Consider the following 23,662-nt stretch of genomic DNA (forward strand, 5'->3'; position numbering starts at 1 on the left):
TGTGAGTAACTACTCATTTGATTTCTCTGGAGACGAAGATTTTCGCCCCCTTGCGGCAAGAATGCGTCCTCAGACGCTCGACCAATATATAGGCCAGCAGCATATTGTTGGTCCGGGCAAGCCGTTAAGACGGGCGCTTGAGGCCGGACATTTGCACTCGATGATCTTGTGGGGCCCACCAGGAACAGGAAAAACCACGCTTGCCGAAGTCGCGGCCAACTATGCCAATGCCGAAGTTGAGCGGGTTTCAGCAGTGACCTCTGGCGTAAAAGAAATTCGTGCCGCGATTGAGAGAGCGCGTGAGAATAAACGAGCAGGGCATCGAACAATACTGTTTGTCGATGAGGTCCATCGTTTCAATAAATCTCAGCAAGACGCCTTTCTGCCGCACATTGAAGATGGGACAGTGACCTTTATCGGCGCGACCACAGAGAACCCCTCGTTCGAACTGAACAATGCATTACTGTCACGTGCCCGAGTGTACAAACTGACCTCATTGGCCAGTCAAGACATCAGGCAAGCACTTGAACAAGCGATCAATGATAAAGAGCGCGGTCTGGGCGCAGTATCGGCGCAGTTTGTTGACGATGTGCTTGACCGTCTGGCGGAACTGGTCAATGGCGATGCGCGAATGTCATTGAACTATCTCGAGCTGCTCTATGATATGGCAGAGGAAGATCAACAAGGCATCAAGCAACTGACGTTACCGCTTTTGGCGGAAGTGGCGGGTGAGAAGGTATCGCGTTTCGATAATAAAGGTGACATCTGGTACGACTTAATCTCCGCCCTGCATAAATCAATTCGAGGTTCTAACCCAGATGCCGCTCTGTATTGGGCTGCAAGAATGATCGCAGCGGGATGCGATCCTTTGTACATTGCTCGCCGTTTACTGGCTATCGCATCAGAAGATGTGGGCAATGCGGATCCGCGCGCGATGCAGGTGGCGCTTTCAGCTTGGGATTGCTTCACCCGAGTTGGCCCGGCTGAAGGAGAGCGAGCGATCGCTCAGGCGATTGTTTACTTGGCTTGTGCGCCAAAAAGCAACGCTGTGTATACCGCTTGGAAGCAAGCGCTTAACGATGCCCATAACCTCCCAGAGTACGAGGTGCCGCCACATCTGCGTAATGCGCCAACGAGCCTGATGAAGGATTTAGGCTACGGTGCGGAGTATCGTTATGCCCATGACGAACCCGGCGCGTATGCGGCTGGAGAACGCTATTTCCCACCAGAAATCGCTCAGACTCGCTACTATCAACCGACTAACCGAGGGTTAGAAACCAAAATTGGTGAAAAGTTAGATTACTTGGCTAGTTTAGACGCAAAAAGCCCACAAAAGCGCTATGAATAAGCTTCCATTTTAGATACATTTATTCGGTTAATATTTTTAGCGTTTGAGCACGATGCTCAAGCGCCACTTCACAACTAAAAAAGCATAGGATTAACAATGCTGGATTCTAAATTACTTCGTACAGAGCTGGATGAAACAGCTGCAAAACTAGCGCGTCGTGGCTTTAAGCTAGACGTAGAAACAATCCGCACCCTTGAAGAGCAACGTAAGTCGATTCAAGTCGAAGTTGAAAATTTACAATCCACTCGTAACTCCATCTCCAAGCAGATCGGTCAAAAAATGGCGGCTGGAGATAAAGAAGGCGCAGAAGAGATCAAAAAGCAAATTGGCTCTCTAGGTAGCGATCTTGATGCGAAAAAAGTTGAACTTGACGCTGTGATGGCCAAACTGGAAGAGATCACTCTATCAGTACCCAACTTGCCTGCTGACGATGTACCTGACGGTAAAGATGAAGCTGACAACGTAGAGATTTCACGTTGGGGTGAGCCAAAAACTTACGATTTTGAGCTCAAAGATCACGTTGATCTCGGTGAAATGGGCGGTGGCCTTGATTTCGCAAGCGCGACTAAAATTACCGGTGCACGCTTTATCGTGATGAAAGGTCAATTTGCTCGCCTACACCGTGCTATCGCGCAGTTCATGCTTGACCTTCACACTGAAGAGCATGGCTACACCGAAATGTACGTCCCGTACCTAGTCAACTCAGACAGCTTATTTGGTACTGGTCAGTTACCTAAGTTTGGTAAAGACCTGTTCCATACTGAGCCGCTAGAAGAGAAAGTGAATGACGAAGAGCCGCGCAAGCTGTCGCTGATCCCTACTGCAGAAGTACCGGTGACCAACATGGTTCGCGATACGATTTCTGATGAAGCGGATCTGCCGCTTAAGATGACTGCGCACACACCATGTTTCCGTTCTGAAGCAGGCTCTTACGGCCGCGATACTCGTGGTTTGATTCGTATGCACCAGTTCGACAAAGTTGAGCTAGTACAAATCACTCGCCCAGAAGATTCAATGGACGCGTTGGAAGAGCTGACTAGTCACGCAGAGAAAGTGCTACAACTTCTCGAACTTCCTTACCGCAAAGTTGTGCTATGTACTGGTGACATGGGCTTTGGCGCTCGTAAAACTTACGACCTAGAAGTTTGGGTTCCGGCGCAAGAAACTTACCGCGAGATCTCATCTTGTTCGAACATGTGGGATTTCCAAGCACGCCGTATGCAAGCTCGCTTCCGTCGTAAAGGCGAGAAGAAACCTGAGCTTGTACACACACTCAACGGCTCTGGTCTAGCGGTTGGTCGTACTATGGTTGCCATTCTAGAGAACAACCAGCAAGCCGACGGCCGTATTGCTATCCCAACCGTTCTTCAGAAGTACATGGGTGGCGCAACCCATATCGGTTAATCGAAAGGTTCGTTTGGTCGAAACATGAAATAGATAAAAGGCGACTCATTGAGTCGCCTTTTTAGTAGGCGCTCGTCTATTGATGATTTAGTGACAAAATGTGCTTACACTTCGAGAGAAAGTGAATACTTCTCGTTTCTAGAATAATTATCCTAACTTGTAAGGGCTTTTAACCCCATGGAGAGGATAATGAAATATACAAAAACGTTGGTGGCACTGGCTTTAATCTCAGTTCATAGCGATGTCTATGCAGAAGAAAAAGTCTGGATCTCGATTGGCGCAGATGCCGCTCATACTGTGACTCAGTCAGGAGCACAGCCATTATTACCCCATTCACTGGCAAGCAGTGGTGATGTGTGGGTCGGTGAAGTTAACGTTAAGGAGCTTGCACAACTTTCACACAATATGCACGAAGAGCACCATCGTTGTGGGGGATACATGGTTCATGCGTCTGCACAAAGAGCGATGGCTGCGAGCGTTATGCCACAAAGCCTTTCTCAGTTTTCGATACCTGAACTTACTCAGCAGGCAAAGCTGAATACATGGTTGCCCTATGTGAGTGCTAGCGAATTAACCAACACCATTCGTTCCTTAACCAGTTTTAACAACCGCTTCTACACGACCACATCGGGGGCACAAGCGTCGGACTGGATTGCGAATGAGTGGCGCAGTTTGACTTCTGGTATGGCTCAAGCCTACGTAGAGCAGATTGCTCACAACGGCTACAATCAAAAATCGGTAGTGTTAACCATTGAAGGTACTGAGAAACCTGATGAATGGGTCGTGGTAGGGGGCCATTTAGATTCGACTATTGGTTCGCGTACCAATGAGCAGTCTATAGCGCCTGGTGCGGATGATGACGCCTCAGGGATAGCGGGTGTTAGTGAAATCATTCGTGTTCTATCAGAGAACAATTTTCAGCCCAAACGCTCTGTCGCTTTTATGGCCTATGCGGCGGAAGAAGTAGGCTTAAGAGGCTCGCAAGATATCGCGAATCGCTACAAGTCAGAGGGGAAAAACGTCGTTTCGGTTCTTCAGTTGGATATGACGAACTATCAAGGTTCAGCAGAAGATATCGTCTTTATTACCGATTACACCGACAGCAATCTAACTCAATTTTTAGCAAGCCTAATCGATGAGTATATTCCTGAATTGACTTATGGCTATGACCAATGTGGTTACGCTTGCTCTGATCATGCGTCTTGGCACAAAGTGGGCTATTCCGCGGCAATGCCATTTGAGTCCAAGTTTAACGACTACAATCCCAATATTCATACGTCGCAAGACACATTGCAAAACTCCGACCCAACGGGTGGTCACGCAGTGAAGTTTACCAAACTGGGATTGTCTTATGTGGTTGAAATGGCCAATGCGATTGACGCTCCAAACGATAACGTTCTGGAGGATGGCGTTCCCAAAATAGGTTTGTCAGGTGTGCGTTCAAGTCAGCAGAGCTATACGTTTGAGTTGAGTGCAGTCAAAGATCTCACCATAACGACACAAGGTGGAAGTGGGGACGTTGACTTGTATGTGAAGTACGGCTCTCCTGCATCCAAGTCCAACTGGGACTGCAGACCTTATCGCAACGGCAATACAGAAACTTGTCGTTTTGAACAAGCTGCTGCGGGGACCTATCACGTTATGCTTGATGCATATTCTACCTATAGTGATGTCACGTTGACCGCTTCGTCCAACTAACGCCAAAAGGCGGCCTGACTGGCCGCCTTGCTGAGACGCGTTAATGATACTGAGGCCTCTCTCCGGTGAACACCTATATACTCATTTCACCGCGCAGCACTTGCTGCATCTGCACTTTTACTTGTTCGTAGCTTAAGCCTTGGCTGAGTAAGTAGTGCAGCTTAGCTAGCGCGGCTTCAGGTGTCATATCGTAGCCGCTGATTACCCCAGCTTCTGCTAACGCACAGCCAGTGGCATAGCCGCCCATGTTCACTTTACCCGCTAAACATTGAGTGAGATTAACCACTATCACGCCGCGTTCAGAGGCATCTTTTAGATGGGCTAATAGCTCTGGATTTTGTGGTGCGTTTCCTACCCCAAAGGTCAATAAAATCATAGCGTTGACCGGTTGAAGTAGGGTGTTGCGAATCACTTCATGAGAGATGCCAGGGTACATGGTGATCACGCCAATCGGTTGTGGGGTAATGTCGTGGACCTTAAATTCACCTTGCGGTTTCGCATCGACTTGTACATCACTGCTGATCTGAATATTGATCCCAGCTTCAAGCAGTGGTGGTAGGTTTGGCGAAGTAAAGGCATTGAAGCCATCTGCATGAGATTTAGTACTGCGGTTGCCGCGCATCAGTTTGTTGTTGAAGAACAGCGTGACTTCGTTGATGGGGTAGTTAGCCGCAATATGCAAGGCATTAAGCAAATTGGCTTGTCCGTCGGAACGCAGCTCTGCAAGAGGGATTTGTGAGCCGGTTACAATCACAGGTTTGCCAAGGTTCTCTAGCATAAACGACAGCGCAGAGGCAGTGTACGCCATGGTGTCGGTACCGTGCAGGATCACAAAGCCATCGTAGTTATCGTAGTTATCACGAATATCATCGGCAATTTGCTGCCAATCGGCAGGGGTCATATCCGAAGAGTCGATCAGAGGATCGTATTCATGAATCGTAAACTCTGGCATTTCAGGGCGGTGGAACTCAGGCATACTTGCGAGCTGTTTTTCCATGAAACCAGCGACGGGAACATAGCCGTGGTCATGGGACTTTTGCATTCCAATGGTACCGCCTGTGTACGCGATATAAATATGTTTTCTTGCCATTGCTTGAAACCAGTTGTTTTGTAGGGGGAACAGAGCGAAGGATTATAGCTTAATCGAAGCCAATAAAAAGGGGATCTCGCACAGGAATCCCCCTCTCATCAGCGATGTAGAACAAGCGCTAAGCGCTGCGGTATACCATCGCTACTGAACTTGGCAGTTGAGACAAAAGGCGTACTGACCTTTTGGATCATTAAAGCTCTGTAACAGGCTGGCATCAGCCATCACTTGATGAGCCAGTGGCGCAAGCGACGGTGGGAGATAGCTACTGACATCAACCCCAAGCGTTACCTGAACTTGATTGATAAAGTCCTGAATAAATTGCTGCGCTGGTGAAAGCGGCTCCTCAACCCAGTACAAGTTGTAGCTTTCAAGACTTGCGAGTTCTGCGGCTAGTAACACGGCGTCGTCAAAGTCGCCAATTTTGTCGACCAGACCAAACTTAAGCGCATCTTGTCCGGTCCATACGCGGCCTTGAGCAACATCGTCGACTTGGTCTACAGACATATTACGTGATTGCCCCACTAAACCAATAAAGCGCTGGTAACCATGCTCAATCCCCATCTGAAACGCTTGTGATGCGCCTTCTGAAAGACCTGTGGTTAGGCCAACATCTGAAAACGGCGAGGTGCCAACGCCATCGGTATAGATCCCCAGCTTGTTCAACCCTTTTTCGAAGGTGGTAATAACACTGAAGATGCCAATCGATCCGGTCAAGGTCGTAGGTTGCGCGACGATGCGATCGGCACTCATTGAGATCCAGTAACCGCCAGAGGCCGCTAAACTAGACATCGAGACCACCACGGGTTTGCCGGCCTCTTTTAATGCATCAACTTCATTGCGAATCACTTCAGACGCGAAAGCACTGCCGCCAGGGCTGTCGACTCTGAGAACGACCGCTTTAACGTCACTGTCAGTGCGTGCTTGGCGCAGTAGAGCGGCTACGGTGTCACCACCGACAGTTCCGCGTGGCTGAGAGCCATCCATAATCGCCCCACTGGCGACCACCACGGCGATATCGTCACTGGCGAGATTAAGCTTTGGCACCATAGTGGTTTGATATTCGTAGTAATCGACATAGTTGTAACTGTCTTCGCCATTACTGCCGAATACCTCAATAAGCTCTTTACGAACTTGCTGGCGTGTGGCGAGGGTATCGACCAAACCGATATTCAGCGACAGGGCGGCTAAGTCGCCGTTATTTTGTTTTAGCAGCGTGAGGAACTCATCCATATCGGGAGTGAGCGCGTCAGGTTGCAGCTGTCTGTTGGCAGCGACATCGTCGATGTAGGCGCCCCAAAGTTGGCCTAACCAGCGAGAAGCAGACTCTTTAGCTTCGTTTGACATGTCGTCACGGACAAAGGGTTCGATCGCTGACTTGTAGGTGCCAACCCGAAATACGTGAGTGTTGACGTCGAGGTTTTCCAATAAGGTTTTGTAGTACAAAGAGTAGGCACTGTACCCTTTAAGCATCACGGCACCATCAGGCGCTAGGTAGATTTTATCTGCGTAACTGGCGAGGTAGTACTGGCTTTGATTGTACATGTCACCGATCGCGTAGATAGGCTTACCGCTGGCTTTAAACTCATTTAAGGCTTTGGCGATATAGCGCAGTTTGGTTAGGTTGGTTTCTGACATATCCCTAAGCGCTAAGACGATGCCACTAATTTTGTCATCTTGCTTAGCGTGGCGAATGGTTTCGACAATGTCGAACAACACATTTTCTTTTGGTAAATCTTGCCCAAACAGCGAGCCCGTTACCGAATCCATCGGATTCACATAGCTTGATTGTTCGACAATCGGCCCTGAAATATTGAGGATTAACGCCGATTTAGTCGGTACCGTGGGGACGGGAGTGTCGGCACTGGTATAGAGAAAATAGATAGCGGCGATACTCGCCAGAAAAACCAAATTGACGAGCGCGATACGGATAAAGGAGATGAGTTTCCACACTCCTTTGAACAGCATGCCGATAAACTTAAAAATATTTTTCATTGTGTCTCCGCTGCGTTTACCGCAGTTAAAGGCTTATTCGCTGTAAGACCTTACAAAATCAGATAATCACCATCCTACTTAAACTAGTATACCCAAACAACCGGAGATTGATCGGTGTTACAAAAATGTAAACAGTTGTTTGATTTTTGATTGCATTGATTTTATTCTGGTCAGACCACAATAATAAAAGAGTTTAGTGATGTCTGCCATGTACCCAAATCTACTTAAACCATTGGACCTTGGATTTACTCAGCTACGCAACCGAGTGTTGATGGGGTCAATGCACACCGGTCTTGAAGAGCATAAAGAGGGGCTAGGAAAGCTGGCGGCTTTCTATGAAGAGCGCGCCAAAGGTGGTGTCGGCTTAATCGTCACAGGCGGTTTTTCTCCTAATTTACGCGGTCGCTTACACCCATTTAGTGCTGAATTTAGTAAGCCAAAACACGCTAAAGCGCACCAAGTGGTCACCCAAGCCGTACACAAACACGGCGGTAAAATCGCACTGCAACTGTTGCACGCGGGCCGCTATGCGATGCACCCATTTGCGCAAAGTGCATCGTCAATCAAAGCGCCGATTGCTCGTTTTGCCCCGAGTGAAATGAGTACCCGCCAGATTAACAACACCATCGAAGCGTTTGCCAACAGCGCGACTCTAGCGCAACAAGCGGGCTATGATGGCGTTGAAGTGATGGGCTCTGAAGGTTACTTGCTCAATCAGTTTATTTGTAAGCGTACCAATACCCGTTACGACGAGTGGGGGGGCAGTTACGAAAACCGAACTCGTTTTCCGTTACAAGTGGTCAAAGCCATTCGCCAAGCGGCAGGCAACGATTTTATTATCATCTTCCGTCTCTCTATGCTCGACTTAGTCGAAGAAGGCAGTACATTTGATGAAGTGGTGATGCTCGCCAAGGAGCTAGAAAAAGCGGGCGTGACCATTATCAATACCGGGATCGGCTGGCATGAGGCCCGTATTCCAACCATCGCGACCCAAGTGCCTCGCGGCGCGTTTACTTGGGTCACAGACAAAGTTCGTCCTCATGTGAATGTACCTATCGTCACTTGTAACCGAATCAATACGCCAGAAGAAGCTGAGAAAATCTTGGCCAGCGGTCAGGCAGATATGGTGTCGATGGCGCGTCCTTTCTTGGCTGATCCGCATTTCGTTATCAAGGCAGAGCAGAACCAATCACAGATGATCAATACCTGTATTGGCTGTAACCAAGCGTGTTTGGATAATGTGTTTAAGGGCAAACGCGCTGGGTGTTTGGTTAACCCACTTGCATGCCGAGAAACAGAATTGGTTGTCACCCCGGCTGAGGTGAAGAAAAACATCGCAGTGGTCGGTGCTGGGCCTGCAGGTCTGGCGTGTGCGACGACACTGGCAGAGCGCGGTCATGATGTTGACCTATTTGAGCGCAATGACCGTATCGGTGGCCAGTTCCGCTTAGCAATGCAGATTCCTGGTAAAGAGGAATTTAGAGAAACGATTCGTTACTTCGCCAATCGCATTGATGAAACAGGGGTAAAGCTGCACTTAGAAACCGAAGCCAACTATGACTTGCTCGCTGAGTACGATGAAGTCGTGATGGCATCTGGGGTTGAACCGCGTAAAGTCGACATTCCGGGCATTGATACCCCCGAGAAAGTCGTCGACTATCAAACCTTAATTAAAGAGAAAACCTTTGTCGGTGACAAGGTAGCGATTGTGGGGGCTGGGGGCATTGGTGTCGATGTAGCGACCATGTTGACCGAACCAGCGGGTCACAACCTAGATGACTGGCTACATGAGTGGGGCATCGATAAAGAGATTGCCCATCCTGGCGGGCTCTATCCTTACCCAGACTCAGTCAGTGATAAGACGGTATGGGTGTTACAGCGCCGTAAAGGTCGTGTCGGTAAAGGGCCAGGAAAAACAACGGGTTGGATTCACAAACGCACGTTGGAAAAACGAGGAGTCAATCTACTCGGTGGTGTCAGCTACGACAAAATAGATCCGCAAGGCTTGCATATTAGCATCGATAACAAACAGCAACTGCTGGAAGCCGATAAGGTGATTATTTGTGCTGGGCAAGAGTCGGTTCGACCGTTTGAAAGTCAGTGGCACTTACTGGGTGATAAGCTGCACGTCATCGGTGGCGCTGATTACGCCGGAGAGCTTGATGCGGTGCGCGCGATTAAGCAAGGTGTCGAGTTAGCTGTCAAACTCTAGTCACTTGGCAATGAAACAGAAAGGCCTCCAACTTGGAGGCCTTTTAAATGAAGGAGAGTTAAAGGATAACAGTCTTGTTGCCGTAGACAAACACATGATCGTTGAGCACCTTATTCAGCGCTTTGCTCAACACGTTTTTCTCTACATCTCGACCGGCTTGCGCCATATCTTGGGCATTGAAGTTGTGGTCAACCGGAATCACGTCTTGTTTAATGATCGGACCTTCATCGAGATCATTGGTCACAAAGTGGGCGGTCGCGCCGATGATTTTCACCCCGCGCTCGTACGCCTGCTGATAGGGCTTGGCACCAATAAAAGCGGGTAGGAAGCTGTGGTGAATATTAATGATCTTGTGGTGATACTTCTCGACAAAAGAAGGTGTGAGCACGCGCATGTACTTGGCGAGAACTAAATAGTCAGTTTGGTATTGATCAATCACTTTGAGCATCTCTTTTTCGTGCTCTTCGCGATTGAGTCCCTCATGTGACACATGATGGTAAGGAATATCAAACCTTTCGGTTAGACCCTGTAAGGTATCATAGTTGCCTACCACGGCCGCGATTTCGACATCTAGGCTGCCGTCATAGTTCTTCATTAGAATGTCGCCCAGACAGTGTGCTTCTTTTGTTACCAAAATAACGATGCGTTTACGGTCCGATCCTTTGAGCTTGCGTTTGGCGCCTTGCGGTAACGCTTGATCGAGATCGGCCAGAAAGGTGTCATCGTTGAAGTAGCCTTCTAGTTCGGTACGCATAAAGAAGTGGCCACTGGTGTTATCAACAAACTCGTTGTTATGAATGATGTTGAGTTGGTGTTTGTAACAGATGTTGGTGATCTTTGAAATCAGCCCCGGTGCGTCTGTACAGTGCGTTAGCAGTGTTTTCTTTTCCATTTAATTAAAACTTCCGTGAATTATTTTTTTCGTATGGTGAATTTTTTGGGGTAACCCGAACGGTGAGCTCACCCGCATTATTGAAGCTACAATTAAACTAATATCGAATAGGTTTCAACAAATAATCTGAGTTAACCGTTTGGCTCAGCGATTTGATTGAATTTTTTGCCCTCTTTAGCGTGTTTCTAGGTGGTATTTATGGATAAAGAGCTATTAGCCCGTAAATTATATGGCGAGCGTGTCAGTGCGCTCACTGGTGGCAAGGCATTGGATGAAGACATTCTCGATCAAATGTGGGAAAACAAAGCGTCTCCTAGCGAAGCCGCACGCGCGATGACCGAAGTGGAGCAAGATGGCTTTTCAGGCCCTGCTTGGCTCAGTCGCTATCTCAATAAACGTTAACCTCCCGATTGGCTACGGCGCGAAAATCCTATTCGCGCCTCACGTCGAAAGCTGCCATAATTAGTCCTTTCTTAGTCTCAACCTCTACCGTCTCATGATTTCAAAGACCTTTTCAGCGCAAGGCGCACTGGGTAAAGCCATCGCCGGTTTTCAACCTCGGCAAGCGCAAGTTGACATGGCAGAATCGGTCGCGAAAGCCATAAAAGAGCAAACCCAAGTGGTCGTCGAGGCAGGGACCGGAACCGGAAAAACCTTTGCTTACCTAGTGCCAGCACTGCTCAGTGGTAAAAAAACCATCATTAGTACTGGTTCGAAGAACCTGCAAGAGCAGTTGTTCCATCGTGACCTGCCGCTGATGACCGATGCGCTTGGCTTTTATGGTCAGGTCGCACTGCTCAAGGGACGAGCCAACTATTTATGCTTGGACAGGCTGAGCCGCCAGATGGTCGAAAGCCATCATCAAAGCGCGGATCCGAGCCTACTCAGTCAATTGGTTAAAGTGCGTAGTTGGGTATCTGAAACCAAAAGCGGTGATTTGGGAGAGTGTGATGCGATTGCCGAAGACAGCCCGGTTATTCCCACCATTACGTCAACCAACGACAACTGCTTAGGCAAAGAGTGCCCCAGTTACCAAGATTGTTTTGTGCTAAAAGCGCGCAAAAAAGCCATGGATGCGGATGTGGTGGTGGTTAACCATCACCTATTTCTGGCCGATTTGGCCATCAAAGAGACTGGCTTTGGCGAACTGATACCAGAAGCCGAAGTATTTATTTTTGATGAGGCCCATCAACTGCCTGATATTGCCAGTCAGTATTTCGGTCAGTCGTTGTCGAGCCGTCAGATTCAAGAGCTCAGCAAAGATATCGAGATTGCGTATCGCACTGAAGCCAAAGATATGCGTCAGCTGCAAAAAGCGGGCGAGAAGTTGCTGCAAACCGCCATGGACCTGAGAATCGTATTGGGTGAACCTGGTTTTCGCGGTAATTGGCGTGAAGCGTTGACCTCACCTTCAATCGGACGTGAACTGCGCAGACTGGAAGAAGCGCTTGAGTTTGTCATTGAAGTACTCAAACTTGCGCTCGGGCGCAGTCAATTACTCGATAGTGCATTTGAACGTGCCAATACCATTAAAGCCCGACTAGACAGAGTGTGTGATGTCTCAATAACGGGTTACTCTTATTGGTACGACACCACACCTAGGCATTTCAGCCTGCATATTACCCCGCTTAGTGTGGCAGATAAGTTTCATGAGCAGATAGAACTTAAGCAGGGCGCTTGGATTTTTACCTCAGCGACCTTGGCGGTGAACAATGACTTTGGTCACTTTACTTCTCGGCTCGGGCTCAAGCCACAAGCGCAAATGTCGCTACCAAGTCCGTTTGATTATCAAAGCCAGGCGCGCTTGTGTGTGCCTAGATATTTGCCCGAGCCCAATAACCCGGGAATGGCCAATAAGCTTGTCTCCATGCTCAGTCCAGTGATTGAGCAAAACCAAGGACGCTGCTTCTTTCTATGTACTTCTCACAGCATGATGAAAGAGCTTGGTGAACGTTTTAGGCAGACACTGAGTGTTCCGGTGTTGATGCAAGGCGAAACCAGCAAACAGAAAACGTTGGCAGAGTTTATGGAACTGGGTAATGCGCTGCTGGTGGCAACAGGGGCGTTTTGGGAAGGGATCGATGTTAGAGGTGACGCGCTTAGCTGTGTTATCATCGACAAATTGCCGTTTACCGCGCCGGATGATCCCCTGCTGAAAGCGCGGATTGAAGATTGTCAGCTCAAAGGGGGAGACCCATTCGCTCAAGTCCAAATCCCTGATGCGGTGATCACCCTAAAACAGGGCGTTGGGCGACTTATCCGCGATAAGAAAGACAAAGGCGCATTGATCATTTGTGACAATCGCTTGGTCACCCGCGAGTATGGCGGTGTTTTTTTGGCAAGTTTGCCACCGATACCACGCACCAGAGATTTAGCTGTGGTACAAGAATTCCTTGAACATTAATGACCCATCAAAAATTAGAGATACCAATGAGTGCAAAGATTCTTGCTCTAGATACGGCAACCGAAAACTGTTCGGTTGCGCTTTTGGTCAACGACAAAGTCTATGTGCGCAGTGAAGTTGCGCCGCGTGACCATACCAAAAAAGTTCTACCTATGGTGGATGAAGTGTTGCAGGAGGCGGGATTAACGCTGACTGACTTGGACGCGCTGGCCTTTGGTCGCGGACCGGGAAGTTTTACCGGTGTACGCATTGGCATTGGTATTGCACAAGGTTTAGCGTTCGGTGCAGATTTGCCTATGATTGGTGTTTCGACGTTGGCTGCGATGGCCCAAGGCGCATATCGTATACACGGTGCAGAGCAGGTCGCAACTGCGATTGATGCGCGTATGAGTGAAGTCTATTGGGCTCGTTATGTGCGTCAAGAAGATGGCAGTTGGCTGGTGCGCGATGAGGAGTGTGTGACACCGCCTCTTTTAGTGGCGCAAAACAGCGAAGCCGATGCACTGTCTTGGTATCGAGCAGGGACAGGTTGGCAAGCCTATAGTGCTGAGCTGGAAGGCATTGCATTTGCAACCCAGCCGAGTGAGGTTTTGTTCCCCGATGCACAAGACATTGTCCAGCTCGCTAAGTTTGAGCTGCAAAAAGGCAATACAGTCAGTGTTGAAGAGGCGAGCCCTGTTTACTTACGCGATACCGTTGCGTGGAAAAAACTGCCGGGTCGCGAGTAGTTCATTGTTTAACTAAAAGCGGATAGTATGGTTTCAATAAATGGATTGCCCGGTCCGGTTCCTGGCCCAAATCGCGCCAATAAGGCCAACAAGAACAAGCAGACCAATAAGTCGCAGCAAAATGCAATCGTTAGTCAGCCGAGTAAAGTGGCGAATGCTGTTGCCCATTCTATCCGCCATGTCAGCGAGTCCGATCTGCACAAAGCACAAGTGCAATATGATTTACCCGAAGGGCGTGGTCGCAAAGCGATGCAGGAGTATATGGACGTACTCAATCAAGCCAAGCGCGATGAACTTTCCCAAATGCTCGGTGTCGATATTTACATCTAATTCAAGCTAGACTTACTATGATGCTAACCAAGTTGCCGCAACTACTTCTGCTATTTTTGTCTGTGAGCCTTTTTGGTTGCAGTACCTTGCCGGAACCACTCGCTAGTGAAGACCCTAATCTGATTTCTGACTATCAAACTTGGCAAGTTAATTCAGACACTGCCAGTCAAATTCGATTAGGCGGCGTTATCGCTAATGTCTCCAACCTGGAGGACAAGACTCGTGTTGAGGTGGTGAACTTGCCGATCAGCTCATCGGGTAAGCCCGATATTCGCCAAGAGCCAAGTGGTCGCTTTGTGGTATACATTGATGGCTTCGCCGACCCCGTTACTTTGGCCGAAGGACGGTTAATCTCGGTACTAGGCTATAGTCAAGCTAAGGAAAAAGGATCCGTCGGTGATTTCGAGTATGAGTTTCCAGTACTCAACGCACTCGGCTGGCATTTATGGCGGATTGAAGAGCGGGTCATTGTCCACGAAGTCAACCGTTATCTTGAGCCCTGTTTTGGCCTTTACTGCCGAGACTCCGATTTTGGTGGCGGGACGGGGATAGTGGTTAAAGAAGTGCGCTAGACATGGTTGAAACACGTTATTCTATTGCGTCCGGCGCTATCGCCTGTATGGAGTTTGGCAATAGACGCAGCGCAAGTGTGACGCTAGTTTTTCTGCACGGTTGGCTCGATAACGCGGCCAGTTTCAACACAGTGATGGCTGACTTACACAAGCTTGCTCCCCATCTCCACCTTTGCGCAATCGATTTACCTGGGCATGGTCTGTCGAGCCATAAAGATGACCACAATTTCTATCCATTTCACGACTATATTGATGATGTTTACCAACTTTTGGCTAAGTTATCACCAAACAGACTGGTGTTAGTCGGGCATTCGCTTGGTGCTTTGATTGCAAGTTGTTATAGTGCCGCCTTTCCTGAGCAAGTCAGTGGACTGGTTCAGATAGAAGGATATGGACCGTTAGCAGAAAGTAGTGACCAGTGTGTGTCTCGTTTGCGAGAGGGTGTATTAAGTCGCCAAAGAATCCGTCGTAAACCGGAGCGAAGCATGAGCTCACTTCAACAAGCGCTGCAACGGCGAGCCAAAGTGAACCAACTTGAGGCTGACTTGATTGCCCCTGTCGTCTTGCGAGGTATTGAGCAACGAGAGATGGGGTGGCAGTGGCGCCATGACAACAAATTGCAAAGTCAGTCACTGTATCGAATGTCTTTTCAGCACGCAGAGACCATCCGCAAGCAAGTAGTTTGCCCGCAGTTGATCATACTGGGTCACGAGGGTTTTGATTATTTGCAGTCAATCCAAATGGATGAAGCAAATACCACCCAAGTTGTCCAAGTCAATGGCGGTCATCACTGTCACTTACAGTCCCCTTCTAGAGTATCTAGCCTAATTTTTGGCTTAGTTAACAAAATTTAAACAAGTGTTTGAGTGTTCCGTGCTCAAAATGCCGCTCTGTGCTGTAATAGTCGAGTTTAAAAAATAGAGCTTTTCACGTCGATGACAGCCAGTTAATTTCGAGGAGTTTTACCGTGGATAAACCTTGGTTATCGCGTTATCCAAGTGATGTGCCTGAGCATATCAACCCAGATCAATACCCATCTTTAGTTGAGATGTTTGAACAGTCAGTACACAAGTACGCTGACCAGCCTGCATTTATGAATATGGGCTCGGTAATGACTTTCCGAAAACTGGAAGAGCGTAGTCGTGCCTTTGCTGCCTACTTGCAAAATGAACTCAAGTTGAAGAAAGGCGATCGTGTTGCGTTAATGATGCCGAACCTTCTTCAGTATCCAGTGGCCTTGTTTGGTGTGCTTCGTGCTGGCTTGATTGCAGTCAACGTGAACCCACTTTATACGCCACGTGAGTTAGAACATCAGCTCAATGATGCTGACGCCACAGCGATTGTTATCGTCTCCAACTTTGCCAACACGCTTGAACAAATCGTCGACAACACGCCAGTGAAGCATGTGGTCTTGACCAGTCTTGGTCAGATGTTGCCGCGCGCCAAAGGCACCTTAGTGGACTTTGTGGTTAAGTACGTCAAAGGCATGGTACCTAAGTATGACCTTCCAGGGGCCATCTCTATGCGTCAGGCTTTGCACAAAGGGCGACGTCTACAATATGTGAAGCCGTTTATGTCGGGCGACGATATCGCCTTTCTACAATACACAGGCGGAACAACCGGGGTGGCAAAAGGGGCGATCTTGACTCATCGCAATATGATTGCCAACGTTCTGCAAGCCAAGGGCGCCTACGGCCCGGTGTTGTCAGAAGGTCGAGAGCTGGTGGTAACGGCTCTGCCGCTCTATCACGTGTTTGCCCTAACAGTAAACTGTCTACTGTTTATCGAGATGGGAGGGCAGAACCTACTCATCACCAACCCACGCGATATTCCAGGCTTTGTCAAAGAACTACAGAAGTATCCGTTTACCGCTATCACAGGGGTGAATACGCTGTTTAATGCTTTGGTCAATAACGAAGACTTCCATGAGCTTAACTTCAGCAAGCTGAAACTGGCAGTTGGTGGTGGCATGGCTGTACAGCGCGCGGTTGCTGAGCAATGGAAAAAGACCACAGGTATCCATCTACTGGAAGGTTACGGTCTGACCGAATGTTCGCCGCTGGTGACCGGTAACCCTTATGATCTTACTGACTATACGGGAGCGATTGGTCTGCCTGTACCTTCGACCGAAGTGCGTATCGTCGATGATGAAGGGCAACCGCTAGCCAATACTGAGGTAGGCGAGCTACAAGTGCGTGGTCCACAAGTGATGCAAGGTTATTGGCAACGCCCTGAAGCGACCAAAGAGGTGATTAACGCAGAAGGATGGTTGTCGACAGGGGACATCGTTAAGTTTGATGAGGAAGGCTTGATTCATATTGTTGACCGCAAAAAAGATATGATTCTAGTCTCTGGCTTTAATGTTTACCCGAACGAAATTGAAGATGTGGTCGCGCTACACGGAAAAGTGCTTGAAGTGGCGGCAATCGGACAAGAGCATCCTGTTTCCGGCGAAGTGGTTAAAGTCTATGTGGTGAAACGCGATCCAAGCTTGACCAAGGATGAAATCATTGCCCACTGTCGTCAGCACCTAACAGGCTACAAGGTGCCGAAATTGGTTGAGTTTAGGGAAGATTTGCCTAAAACCAACGTGGGTAAAATCTTGCGTCGAGTGCTTCGTGAAGAAAACGATGCCAACCTAGCGAAAGCAGAACAAGCTTAACCGAGTTCACTCAACAAGTGGATAGGATTAGTGATAGAATGCCGGCTAACAAGCCGGCATTTTTTTATGCTGCCCAAATCGCTCATAGTGAGAAGTTAGTGAATTATCAAATTATTACCGAATCTGAACAACTCGACAGTGTCATTGCCCGCGCTCGTCAAGCCGATGTTGTGATGTTGGATACCGAGTTTGTCCGCACCCGTACTTACTACCCACAGCTGGGTCTTATTCAGCTGTTTGATGGCCAAGAGCTCAGTTTGATTGACCCGACGGTTATTGAAGATATGAGTGCGTTCAAGCAACTGCTGCAAGACACCTCAGTGCTTAAAGTCTTGCATGCATGCGGTGAAGATTTGGAAGTGTTTCACAATAGCTTTGGTTGTTTGCCATACCCTATGGTGGATACTCAGCTGATTGCGGCATTTCTCGGTCATGGCTTATCGACCGGTTTTGCTTCTTTGGTTGAAGAATACTTAGGTGTCGAGCTAGATAAAAGTGAATCAAGAACCGATTGGCTTGCCAGACCGTTGTCGCAAAAGCAGTTAGAGTACGCCGCTGCAGACGTATACTACCTGGAACCTTTGTATCAGCAGTTGTTTGAAAAAGTGACTCAAGCGGGGTGGTGGCAGGCTGCTCAGCAGGAAAGTGACTTGTTAGCGAGTAAACGCATAAAAACCATCAATCCGGACAAGGCTTACCTTGATATTAAAGGCGCATGGCAGCTCAAACCTAGAGAGTTAGCTGTTTTGAAACCGCTGGCTACCTGGCGCTTAAAAGAAGCGTTGCGTCGCGATCTCGCGCTGAACTTTGTTTTTAAAGAGAATGACCTGCTGACCATTGCCAAAAAAGGTATCCAAAACCGCCAGATGATGGAGCAAGAGGGGATGGATTTGCGTGCAGTACAGCGTCACAGTGCGCGAATTATTGCATTGGTAAAATCCGCTAAAATGACGGCGGTAGAAGATTACCCCGATAAGATTGAGCGTTTGATGGATCTGCCCGGGTACAAGCAGACCTTTAAAGTGTTGAAAGATGAGGTGAAAAAAGCGTCGCAAGCCAGCGGTCTAGCCACAGAGTTTTTGGCGTCGAAAAAGCAACTTAATCAGCTCATCAGTTGGGTGTGGAAGAAAGATCGCGATCCGGCCAAACTTCCAGACATCATGCAAGGCTGGCGTTTGTCGTTGATGGGTGAAAAACTCAACAAATTGCTGTGATAGCAAATAGCGCAACTATCTGAACACCTATTTATACAGCTTGGTATGACAAAGAGACGAAAAAAGGGCTTCCGATTGGAAGCCCTTTTTGTGTTTACGCGCTGATTAGCCAGCTAATACGTCGGTCGCGACCTTATAGCTTGGGTCTTCTTTGACATTGATTTCAACCAAGCTGCCTGCTTTGTCGAGCAGTTTACGACAGTCTGGGCTTAGATGACGTAGATGAAGCGTTTTACCTTGCGCCGAGTATCGTTCTGCCAAAGTTTCAATTGCCTCAATGGCCGAGTGGTCGGTGACGCGCGAATCGGCGAAATCGACAATCACATCTTTCGGGTCTTTGTGTGCGTCAAAAATCTCAAGGAAGTTTGCGACAGAGCCGAAGAAGACAGGGCCGTGGATTTTGTACTCTTTCGAGCCTTCAGCATTGATGCTTGTGTCGGCGTAGATATGCTTTGCGTGCTGCCATGCGAACATAAGTGCCGATGCAATAACACCAACAAACACCGCAATGGCAAGGTCAGTCAGTACCGTGACCACAGTGACCAACACGATAACAAAGAAATCTTGTTTTGGTACGCGGCGAGCTAGCTTGAACGTTGCCCATTCAAAGGTACCAATGACCACCATAAACATAACACCAACCAGCGCTGCCAGTGGGATCATCTCGATAAGAGAAGAAGCAAACAAGATAAACATCAGTAGAGCAACGGCGGCAACGATACCTGATAGGCGCCCACGGCCACCTGAGTTTACGTTAATCATCGATTGACCAATCATTGCACAGCCGCCCATAGCGCCGAACACTGAACAGGTCATGTTTGCCATACCTTGACCAATACATTCACGGTTAGATTGGCCACGCGTGTTGGTCATCTCATCAAGAACGGTCAATGTGAGTAGTGATTCAATCAGACCGATTGCAGCCAAGATGATCGCATAAGGCAAAATAATCTGTAGAGTCTCAAGCGTGAGTGGCACCGCTGGGATAGAGAATGTAGGTAGCGATCCGGCTAGGGTCGCCGCTTCATTACCTGACATAGTGCGCAGGAAGTCAACCACAGTGCGAGTTTCTAGATCCAGTCCAACGACAAGTGCTGTGACGGTAACAATTGCAACCAGAGATGACGGGACCGCGGTAGTAAACTTAGGCAAGAAGTGAATAATGGCCATCGTCAGCGCTACGAGACCAAGCATCAGCATCATTTGGTCTTGAGGTAGCCAGGTCAACATGCCATTGATGTCTGGCGCTTTGAACTGACCCAATTGCGCTAGGAAGATAACAATTGCCAAACCATTGACGAAACCTATCATCACCGGGTGTGGGACAATTCGGATAAACTTACCCAGTTTGAATAGCCCTGCAGCTACCTGCAAGATGCCGGCAAGCAAGATGGCCGCAAACAAGTATTGTACTCCGTGCATCGCAACCAACGACACCATAACCACCGCCATCGCACCTGTTGCGCCGGAAATCATACCTGGTCGACCACCAAAGATAGAGGTAATGAGACCAACGATGAAAGCGGCGTAGAGACCGACCATAGGGTCGACACCTGCAACAAAGGCGAATGCGACGGCCTCAGGGACCAAAGCCAGCGCTACGGTCAGGCCTGAAAGAACGTCGTTCTTGACAGAGTGTTTAGAAAATTGAGGAAATTCAAACATATTTGCTCAGTTTGGCTAAGAGTTTAAAAGATTTCTGAACGTTAGTTAGTCGCCGGTGGGCAAAATGCAATGTAAAAGAGCAGAGACTAAATGTAACAATTCAGATCGAATCGGCGCATGCTACCGAAAAGTGTGATTAAGTTCAAGATTGATACAGGTTTTGACCAATATTTGTGATGTATCAATAGCAGAAAAAAACTGCTGCTGGTTTATGTGATTCTAGAGTGGAGTCGATAAAAAAACAGCCCCTACACAGTAGGGGCTGTTTTCCTATTGGGGACCAATTAGAACTGAGGTTTGGTCATGCTTGCGCCGGCTTGATTGCGAGCCACTTGGCTACCAGCGCCACGAGGTTGGTAACGTTCAGCCTTGAGTGGAGCTGCGACAACTTTTATCTCGCGCATCTCAGTACTGCCAGGTGCCTTAGCCATAGGTGCAAAGGCATGCCCGGCACTTTTCGCTACAGCAATTGGAGTCTGCTCAGCTGCAACAGGTGCAGGGTCAACCGTCTCGCTAGTAGAGGTTGGCTCAACTGGCTGTTCTACAACGGCTGGGCTCTCAACTTGCGGCTCTTCAGGCTTAGCGGCAGGCGCTTCGCTAGTTTGAGGCTGTTCGATCACTGGCTGTTGTAAGTTTAGCTCAACGGCTGGCTCTGTGACCACTGGTTGTTGTTGAACTTCTGTTACAGCAGGTAGGTCACGACGAACAATCACTTTACCCATTGCCATTTCAGGACAAGCAAAGCCACCTAGAACCACTGAAACTTGAGCCTCTGCTTTATTCATATCCGCTTTGGCTTTGTGCTTTGGTGTCGGCTTAGTAATGCCGTAACTTGGCATCACTTTACCCATCGCCATTTCTGGTGAAGCAACCCCACCTTTACGAAGACGGAATGGGTTAGGGCGACGGTCACGACCGCGACGACGACGTTGTCCGCTAGCACGTAGGTGACGTGGCGAGCGACGATTGCGGCGCTGCTTAGGTTGCTCTTCAGCGTTCTCTGCTTCAGCATCTTGCGCTTTATCTTCAACGGCTTCGGCCTTGGCTTCCACTGCTACTTGTTTCGCTTCTTCTTCCGCTTTGGCTTGCGCTACTTGATCTTTAACGCGAACTTGCTTCGAAAGCTTGCGACGCTGACGACGCTCTTTCACTTTAGCGGCTTTTTCTTCAGAACGATCTTTACGCGCTTCAGGTTTCTCATTTTGCTGAGCATCTGCCGCTAGTTTCAGACCTTCTTCAGCAACCTTGCTTGCTTTAACGTCGTCACGCTTATTACGGCGGTCCTGCTTAGGCTTGCGGTTTTGTTGCTTACGGTCGTTTGACTTCGCTTCATTCGACGCTTCGTCTCGTGCACTCTTACGCTTGTTGTCGCGTTTGTCGTCACGATTTTCGTTGCGACTATCGCGGTTGTTACGGCGGCGGTTGTCGTTGCGATTGCGACGGTTACGGTTGTTGCGATTGCCTTCGCGACGCTCTTTAGGCTTCTGCTCTTCTTGTTTCTCTTCATTGTCTGAAGATCCAAACAGGAAGCTGCCTAGTGCTTTAAAGAAGCGGCTAACCAAGCCAGGTTGTGACTCTTGCGCGTCGTCAGCCTTAGCTTTAGTCTCAACCGGTTTCGCGGCGACAGGCGCACTCGGTGCTGGCGCTGATTGTGACGGTGCGGCGAACCCTTTCAGAGCTGGCTCTTCAATTCTTTTCGGCTTCGCTTCGCTGTCTGATGGTTCTTTGCCTTCTGCTTCTTTCATTGCCTCAATTTTTTGCGGCAGTAGGTAAGAGAGAAGATCGAACTGCTCACCGTCACGAACGCGAATCACGTCGAAATGAGGCGTTTCCATTTCTGAGTTCGGCACAACTGTGATCTTAACTTCTTGAATGCGCTCAATATGATTGACTGAGCGGCGCTTTTCGTTAAGCAGGTAAGAGGCGATTGGCACAGGCACAACCGCAACCACTTGAGCGGTGTTGTCTTTAAGTGCTTCTTCTTCGATCAAACGCAATACAGAAAGGGCAAGTGATTCGTTGTCACGAACAACACCGGTACCTGTACAGCGTGGACAAATATGATGGCTGGCCTCAGCAAGTGATGGGCTTAAACGCTGACGCGACATTTCAAGAAGACCAAAACGAGAAATTCGGCCAATTTGAACGCGAGCGCGATCCATTCTTACAGAGTCACGCAAGCGATTTTCGACTTCGCGTTGGTGGCGCACGGGTGTCATATCGATAAAGTCGATAACGACCAAACCACCTAGGTCACGCAGGCGTAATTGACGAGCAATCTCTTCTGCCGCTTCTAAGTTGGTGTTGAGCGCCGTTTCTTCGATGTCGCCGCCTTTGGTTGCACGAGCGGAGTTGATATCGATAGAGGTTAAGGCTTCTGTTGGGTCGATAACGATTGAACCGCCAGAAGGAAGACGAACTTCACGTTGGAAGGCTGACTCGATTTGACTCTCGATTTGGTAGTGACTAAATAGTGGCACTTCACCGTCGTACTTCTTGACTCGGTTAACGAAGTCAGGGCGAACCAGACGGATATGATCAAGAGCACGTTCGTAAATCGTGTTGCTATCGATAAGGATTTCACCGATATCACGACGTAGGTAATCACGAATCGCACGAACAATGACGTTACTTTCTTGGTGAATCAAGAAAGGCGCTGCATTGGCGTCTGACGCTTGTTTGATCGCACCCCAATGGTTAATCAAAACGTTCAGATCCCACTCAAGTTCTTCTGCGCTCTTACCAACGCCAGCAGTTCGAACGATCAAGCCCATGCCTTGTGGCAGTTCAAGCGTGCTCAATGCCGCTTTGAGTTGAGTACGTTCGTCCCCTTCGATACGGCGTGAAATACCGCCTGCACGAGGGTTGTTTGGCATCAGAACGAGGTAGCTACCCGCAAGAGAGATGAAAGTGGTTAGAGCTGCGCCCTTGCTACCACGTTCTTCTTTTTCAACTTGTACGATAACTTCTTGACCTTCCTTGAGCACTTCTTTGATGCTTGGACGGCCTTGGTAAGTGTAACCTTCGGGGAAGTATTCGCGGGCAATTTCTTTGAGAGGGAGGAAACCGTGTCTTTCTGCACCGTAGTCAACAAAAGCCGCTTCTAGGCTTGGTTCGATGCGTGTGATACGTCCTTTGTAGATATTTGCTTTCTTTGATTCGTGACCAGGGCTTTCGATATCCAAATCGTACAAGCGCTGACCATCAACCAAAGCAACACGCAACTCTTCTTTTTGAGTTGCGTTAATTAACATTCTTTTCATTGATAAATCTCGTTGTCATTCTTTATTTTTGATTCTTATCGTTGTAGTCGCTGTCATGGTGCCTGATCCCATGGCTTAATCTGTGCAGCCTCCCGGCTGGAGGGATGCTCTCGGGCACTTCAGTCTCACAAGCGATTCTCGTGTCGCTTGTGAGCCGCATTAGTGGCGGTAAACACTCAACATGATGA

At 48.6% G+C, this 23,662-nt stretch carries 17 protein-coding genes; 12 read left to right on the plus strand and 5 right to left on the minus strand.

What is annotated here, in order from left to right; translation table 11 throughout:
- The first annotated feature begins 1 nt into the window (after window position 1).
- The 3 genes from MTO69_RS04505 (at window position 2) to MTO69_RS04515 (ending at window position 4,450) form a co-directional block, all read left to right on the plus strand.
- Window positions 2-1,348, plus strand: coding sequence for a replication-associated recombination protein A (locus MTO69_RS04505; RefSeq protein WP_248331500.1), 1,347 nt, complete (start codon window positions 2-4; stop codon window positions 1,346-1,348).
- A gap of 96 nt (window positions 1,349-1,444) precedes the next feature.
- Window positions 1,445-2,752, plus strand: a complete 1,308-nt coding sequence (gene serS, locus MTO69_RS04510) for a serine--tRNA ligase (RefSeq protein ID WP_248331502.1) — start codon at window positions 1,445-1,447, stop codon at window positions 2,750-2,752.
- Window positions 2,753-2,941: 189 nt separating this feature from the next.
- Entirely contained in the window at window positions 2,942-4,450 is a 1,509-nt protein-coding gene (locus MTO69_RS04515) for a M28 family metallopeptidase (protein ID WP_248331504.1), read from the plus strand.
- Window positions 4,451-4,523: 73 nt separating this feature from the next.
- On the opposite strand, the gene ansA is transcribed toward MTO69_RS04515, so the two are convergent.
- On the minus strand, window positions 4,524-5,540 hold the full coding sequence (ansA, locus tag MTO69_RS04520; protein ID WP_248331506.1) for an asparaginase: 1,017 nt from the start codon (window positions 5,538-5,540) through the stop codon (window positions 4,524-4,526).
- Between the two features lie 141 nt (window positions 5,541-5,681).
- A complete protein-coding gene (gene sppA / locus MTO69_RS04525; protein ID WP_248331508.1) occupies window positions 5,682-7,532 on the minus strand; it encodes a signal peptide peptidase SppA in 1,851 nt (616 codons plus the stop codon).
- Between the two features lie 199 nt (window positions 7,533-7,731).
- Here sppA and MTO69_RS04530 point away from each other — a divergent pair, with 199 nt between their 5' ends.
- Window positions 7,732-9,744: an NADPH-dependent 2,4-dienoyl-CoA reductase gene (locus MTO69_RS04530; RefSeq protein ID WP_248331510.1), complete on the plus strand. Its 2,013-nt coding sequence runs from the start codon at window positions 7,732-7,734 to the stop codon at window positions 9,742-9,744.
- Between the two features lie 58 nt (window positions 9,745-9,802).
- Here the strand turns inward: MTO69_RS04530 and purU are convergent, their stop codons facing one another.
- The gene (purU, locus tag MTO69_RS04535; RefSeq protein WP_248331513.1) at window positions 9,803-10,636 is read right to left on the minus strand and encodes a formyltetrahydrofolate deformylase; all 834 of its coding nucleotides are present in this window, start codon (window positions 10,634-10,636) and stop codon (window positions 9,803-9,805) included.
- 198 nt (window positions 10,637-10,834) lie between these two features.
- On the opposite strand from purU, the gene MTO69_RS04540 reads away from it, so the two are divergent.
- From MTO69_RS04540 to rnd, 8 genes are all read left to right on the plus strand, one after another.
- Complete coding sequence (locus tag MTO69_RS04540; protein ID WP_248331515.1) at window positions 10,835-11,038, plus strand: hypothetical protein; 204 nt, start codon at window positions 10,835-10,837, stop codon at window positions 11,036-11,038.
- 94 nt (window positions 11,039-11,132) lie between these two features.
- Entirely contained in the window at window positions 11,133-13,040 is a 1,908-nt protein-coding gene (locus MTO69_RS04545; RefSeq protein WP_248331517.1) for an ATP-dependent DNA helicase, read from the plus strand.
- Between the two features lie 26 nt (window positions 13,041-13,066).
- Window positions 13,067-13,768 carry a tRNA (adenosine(37)-N6)-threonylcarbamoyltransferase complex dimerization subunit type 1 TsaB gene (gene tsaB, locus MTO69_RS04550; RefSeq protein WP_248331519.1) on the plus strand — a complete coding sequence of 234 codons (702 nt, stop codon included), beginning with the start codon at window positions 13,067-13,069 and terminating at the stop codon, window positions 13,766-13,768.
- A gap of 27 nt (window positions 13,769-13,795) precedes the next feature.
- Window positions 13,796-14,098, plus strand: a complete 303-nt coding sequence (locus tag MTO69_RS04555; RefSeq protein ID WP_248331521.1) for a chromosome partitioning protein ParA — start codon at window positions 13,796-13,798, stop codon at window positions 14,096-14,098.
- Between the two features lie 20 nt (window positions 14,099-14,118).
- Window positions 14,119-14,670, plus strand: a complete 552-nt coding sequence (locus tag MTO69_RS04560) for a Slp family lipoprotein (protein ID WP_248334363.1) — start codon at window positions 14,119-14,121, stop codon at window positions 14,668-14,670.
- Between the two features lie 2 nt (window positions 14,671-14,672).
- Entirely contained in the window at window positions 14,673-15,524 is an 852-nt protein-coding gene (locus tag MTO69_RS04565) for an alpha/beta hydrolase (RefSeq protein WP_248331523.1), read from the plus strand.
- Window positions 15,525-15,637: 113 nt separating this feature from the next.
- A complete protein-coding gene (gene fadD / locus MTO69_RS04570; RefSeq protein ID WP_248331525.1) occupies window positions 15,638-17,332 on the plus strand; it encodes a long-chain-fatty-acid--CoA ligase FadD in 1,695 nt (564 codons plus the stop codon).
- 98 nt (window positions 17,333-17,430) lie between these two features.
- Window positions 17,431-18,546: a ribonuclease D gene (rnd, locus tag MTO69_RS04575; protein ID WP_248334371.1), complete on the plus strand. Its 1,116-nt coding sequence runs from the start codon at window positions 17,431-17,433 to the stop codon at window positions 18,544-18,546.
- 105 nt (window positions 18,547-18,651) lie between these two features.
- Here the strand turns inward: rnd and MTO69_RS04580 are convergent, their stop codons facing one another.
- Window positions 18,652-20,211: a SulP family inorganic anion transporter gene (locus MTO69_RS04580; protein ID WP_248331527.1), complete on the minus strand. Its 1,560-nt coding sequence runs from the start codon at window positions 20,209-20,211 to the stop codon at window positions 18,652-18,654.
- Between the two features lie 284 nt (window positions 20,212-20,495).
- Window positions 20,496-23,474 carry a ribonuclease E gene (rne, locus tag MTO69_RS04585; protein WP_248331528.1) on the minus strand — a complete coding sequence of 993 codons (2,979 nt, stop codon included), beginning with the start codon at window positions 23,472-23,474 and terminating at the stop codon, window positions 20,496-20,498.
- Between the last annotated feature and the right edge of the window lie 188 nt (window positions 23,475-23,662).

The sequence above is a fragment of the Vibrio sinaloensis genome (assembly GCF_023195835.1).
GTDB lineage: Bacteria > Pseudomonadota > Gammaproteobacteria > Enterobacterales > Vibrionaceae > Vibrio > Vibrio sinaloensis_C.

Bases quoted from the DNA above. Each gene is read 5' to 3' on its own strand.
- serS (WP_248331502.1), top strand. From the start codon at position 1,445: ATGCTGGATTCTAAATTACTTCGTACAGAGCTGGATGAAACAGCTGCA.
- MTO69_RS04515 (WP_248331504.1), top strand. From the start codon at position 2,942: ATGAAATATACAAAAACGTTGGTGGCACTGGCTTTAATCTCAGTTCAT.
- ansA (WP_248331506.1), bottom strand. From the start codon at position 5,540: ATGGCAAGAAAACATATTTATATCGCGTACACAGGCGGTACCATTGGA.
- sppA (WP_248331508.1), bottom strand. From the start codon at position 7,532: ATGAAAAATATTTTTAAGTTTATCGGCATGCTGTTCAAAGGAGTGTGG.
- MTO69_RS04530 (WP_248331510.1), top strand. From the start codon at position 7,732: ATGTCTGCCATGTACCCAAATCTACTTAAACCATTGGACCTTGGATTT.
- purU (WP_248331513.1), bottom strand. From the start codon at position 10,636: ATGGAAAAGAAAACACTGCTAACGCACTGTACAGACGCACCGGGGCTG.
- MTO69_RS04540 (WP_248331515.1), top strand. From the start codon at position 10,835: ATGGATAAAGAGCTATTAGCCCGTAAATTATATGGCGAGCGTGTCAGT.
- MTO69_RS04545 (WP_248331517.1), top strand. From the start codon at position 11,133: ATGATTTCAAAGACCTTTTCAGCGCAAGGCGCACTGGGTAAAGCCATC.
- tsaB (WP_248331519.1), top strand. From the start codon at position 13,067: ATGAGTGCAAAGATTCTTGCTCTAGATACGGCAACCGAAAACTGTTCG.
- MTO69_RS04555 (WP_248331521.1), top strand. From the start codon at position 13,796: ATGGTTTCAATAAATGGATTGCCCGGTCCGGTTCCTGGCCCAAATCGC.
- MTO69_RS04560 (WP_248334363.1), top strand. From the start codon at position 14,119: ATGCTAACCAAGTTGCCGCAACTACTTCTGCTATTTTTGTCTGTGAGC.
- MTO69_RS04565 (WP_248331523.1), top strand. From the start codon at position 14,673: ATGGTTGAAACACGTTATTCTATTGCGTCCGGCGCTATCGCCTGTATG.
- MTO69_RS04580 (WP_248331527.1), bottom strand. From the start codon at position 20,211: ATGTTTGAATTTCCTCAATTTTCTAAACACTCTGTCAAGAACGACGTT.
- rne (WP_248331528.1), bottom strand. From the start codon at position 23,474: ATGAAAAGAATGTTAATTAACGCAACTCAAAAAGAAGAGTTGCGTGTT.